The sequence below is a fragment of the Bacillus sp. P4_D3 genome (assembly GCF_056401855.1).
This window is the reverse complement of sequence record NZ_JBFUIN010000629.1, coordinates 1-1,818: the sequence shown is the minus strand read 5'-3', so window position 1 is coordinate 1,818 and position 1,818 is coordinate 1. Positions and strand designations below refer to the sequence as shown.

Annotated in this window: 2 protein-coding genes and 1 pseudogene; all 3 read right to left on the bottom strand. The window is 36.0% G+C overall.

All coding sequences use genetic code 11. The annotated features are described in order from the left end of the window. Positions 1-196 (bottom strand): annotated as a pseudogene (locus AC1DTM_RS24955) (two-component sensor histidine kinase); the annotation flags it as partial. After that, positions 193-870, bottom strand: a complete 678-nt coding sequence (hitR, locus tag AC1DTM_RS24950; RefSeq protein WP_002158263.1) for an envelope stress response regulator transcription factor HitR — start codon at positions 868-870, stop codon at positions 193-195. The pseudogene AC1DTM_RS24955 and the gene hitR, both read right to left, overlap by 4 nt. 86 nt (positions 871-956) lie before the next feature. After that, positions 957-1,818: ABC transporter ATP-binding protein (locus tag AC1DTM_RS24945; RefSeq protein WP_477001141.1), on the bottom strand; the 862-nt coding region annotated here is incomplete at its 5' end.

The window sequence follows — 1,818 nt, the reverse complement described above, 5'->3', positions numbered from 1 at the left end:
CAATAAATACAAAACCGACCATATCACTAATTAGAAACGTAACAAAAGGCGATACGTTTATTTCCAGAGCTTTCATTACACTAGACGATACAAAAAAGGCTATAGACCAAATTATAGTAAGAAAAGTAAAGAGCGCTATTATCGCCCCCATTACTTTTAACATTTTCATCTTACTCATTCGTTTTCTTTGTCTCATTTACTTACCTCTAAGCGATACCCTAAACCCCTTATCGTCTTTATACTAAACTTCGATTGCTCTTCTTGAAACTTTTCACGCAACCGATTAATATGAACGTCTAGCGTGCGTTCATTCCCTTCAAAATCATATCCCCATACGTCTTCAATTAATTGCTCTCTTGAACAAGTTCTTCCCGCTTTAGATCCTAATGTAAAGAGTAACTCAAATTCTTTTAGCGGCAACGTGACCGTTTGTTCTCCGGCGTTAACTTCAAATGTTTTACGATTTAACAGTACATTCCCAACTTGAATAGATTGCGATACTGTAATTTGGTAACGTTTCAATAATGCCTTCACTCTCACAACTAATTCTAGAGGATCAAATGGTTTCACAAGATAATCATCTGTTCCGAGGTGAAACCCTTTTATCTTTTGAGATGTTTCTCCTTTAGCAGTTAGCATCAAAATCGGAATATCATAGTATTTTCTTAATTCAAAACACAAATCAAACCCATCCATATTTGGCATCATAATATCAAGAATCGCCATATCGACTTTCACTTCTTCTATTTTTCGAAGAGCATCTAATCCATCAACGGCCTCATATGTTTGAAAACCTTCTCGTTCCAAAAATACAGAAACAAGTTCTCTAATGTGCGGATCATCATCTACAATTAATATTTTAGGTATCAAGGAATCATATCCTTTCTGCTTAACATACTTTTTAGCACTCTAAAATCAACAATCAGTGAAGTGCTCCCTCACTGATTGTTTTCATTCTATAATGCTCCTTCTTTAATTTTTAACTGCTGCATTGCAAATTCACGGTACATGTCATGTGTACGTAATAACTCATCGTGCGTACCGCTTCCTGTAAGATTCCCTTTTTCAATAAAGATAATTTTATCTGCATCTACAACAGTAGAAAGTCTATGTGCAATAACTAAAGTTGTTCTGCCTTTCATTAAGTTATTTAATGCCTTTTGAACGACAGACTCTGATTTACTATCCAAACTTGAAGTCGCTTCATCTAACATAAGGATTTGCGGATTTCGTAGTAACGCTCGAGCAATCGCAATTCGTTGTCTTTGCCCTCCAGAAAGCTTCACACCGCGCTCTCCAACCTCTGTTGCATATCCGTTTGGTAAATCATGAATAAACGCATCAACATATGCCATAGCTGCTACTTTTTCAATTTCTGCATCCGTCACTTCGCCCTCAACACCGTAGCAAATATTATCACGAATCGTTCCATCAATTAACGGACTATCTTGTGAAACGTAACCAATTTGACGTCGCCATGACTGTAATGAATATGCTGTAATTGGTTCTTTCCCTAATTTTATGAAACCACTAGTTGGCTCATAAAAACGTTCTAACAGCGAGAATAAAGTTGTTTTTCCGCTACCACTTGGTCCTACAATCGCTGTTACTTTTCCAGATTCAATCGTGAAGTCGATATTTTTCAATATTTTCTCTTCTTCGTTATACTCAAAATGTACATTTTCAATAACGATCGGCTGCTTCGCATTTGTAACATTCATACCTGTTTCATGATCTTCTACTTCATATTCTAAAATCGTATTAATTCTTTCGGTTGCACCAATTGCTTTTTGGAACTGAGTAAAGAACATAGATAAC